Origin of the sequence: Microbacterium sp. Leaf351, from assembly GCF_001423825.1 — a bacterium.
GTDB lineage: Bacteria > Actinomycetota > Actinomycetes > Actinomycetales > Microbacteriaceae > Microbacterium > Microbacterium ginsengisoli.
Genome location: NZ_LMPK01000036.1, coordinates 121609 through 122832 on the forward strand (window position 1 = coordinate 121609; position 1224 = coordinate 122832).

At 69.8% G+C, this 1224-nt stretch carries 2 protein-coding genes; one reads left to right on the top strand and one right to left on the bottom strand.

Annotation, left to right across the window (positions count from 1 at the left end; translation table 11 throughout):
- Positions 1–813: thiamine pyrophosphate-binding protein (locus ASG00_RS18530; RefSeq protein WP_268772187.1), on the bottom strand; the 813-nt coding region annotated here is incomplete at its 3' end.
- 164 nt (positions 814–977) lie between these two features.
- Here ASG00_RS18530 and ASG00_RS14945 point away from each other — a divergent pair.
- Positions 978–1130 (top strand): hypothetical protein, encoded by a 153-nt coding sequence (locus ASG00_RS14945; protein ID WP_156454841.1) that lies wholly within the window; start codon positions 978–980, stop codon positions 1128–1130.
- Positions 1131–1224 lie beyond the last annotated feature (94 nt).

Sequence of the window (1224 nt, forward strand, 5' to 3'; positions counted from 1 at the left end):
GACTTCGCGGCTCGCTGCGCCCACGTACGTGCCGACGAACGTGGCGGCTGACTCGTCGACGACGCGCCGACCCCACAGCAGTGTGGCGTGCGGGATGCCGGTGCCGAGCAGGTTCGCGAGGGCGGGTTCGGCGCCGAAGCGTTCGACCAGGATGTCGGCGAGGACTGCGGGACGCGTGGCGTCGGCGATGAGCGGTGCCGCCGCGTCACGGAAACGTGCGAGAGCACGCGCGTTCGTCTGGTCGTGCGCGCGCAGGAGCCCCCGGGTCGACGGCTCGACCTCGGCGAGGCCCACATCGGCGGGGATGACGATGTACCCGGGAAGTCGACGATCGAGCACCTCGCGGATGACGTGGTCGATCTCGGAGGTCGCGTTCTCGAGCGTGAGCGACGCCTGGACGGCCGTCACCTCGGCGTGCATGCGCAGGAAGTGCTTGAAGTCGCCGTCGCCGAGCGTGTGATGTGTGGGCCGACCGGCACGCTGCGTGGCTGTCGACGGAGCGCCCACGACGTGGATGACCGGCACCCGCTCCGCGTAGCTCCCGGCGATGCCGTTGATGGCGCTGAGCTCCCCCACCCCGAAGGTCGTGCACACCACCCCGAGGCCGCGCACACGGGCGTAGCCGTCGGCGGCATAGGCGGCGCCGAGCTCGGCGCTGCATCCGACCCAGTCGATGTCGGGATGGGCCTCGACACGATCGAGCATCGTCAACGTGAAGTCGCCGGGCACCCCGAACATACGCTCGACGCCGAGGGCGGTGAGGCGATCGAGCAGGTGATCGATGACCGTGTAGGTGAGGGGGGAAGGGCTCATGTCACCCACTCTGTCCCTCGCGCGGGAAGAGGGGACTGTGCACTTCGACCAGTTCTCGGTGCAGCGGCGACAGTCCGCGACACTGCACGTTCCGTCGTGTCGTGGCCGCGGCATCCGTTCGTAGAAATGTCATGGCACCACGCCAGCCGCTGAAAGGACCCGCCATGACCACCGCCGACTCATTCCCGCCCACCCGCGCCCGCTGTGCGATCGGCCTCATCGTGCCGCGTCTGAGCGAGGTGCGTCGTGCCTCACGGGGCCGGATGCTGCGCCGCGCCGTCAGTGCGATCGTCGGGCGGCGGGCGGTGGGTGGATGACGGAGAGGTGACGCGGTGCTCGCGCAGCCCGGTCTCGGCCGGGACGACGAAGCCCTGATGGAGATCTCGTCTCATCAGGGCTTCAGACCGCGGG

What these genes read in the sequence shown, in the direction of transcription:
- ASG00_RS14945 (WP_156454841.1), top strand. Translation starts at nt 978, where the DNA reads ATGACCACCGCCGACTCATTCCCGCCCACCCGCGCCCGCTGTGCGATC.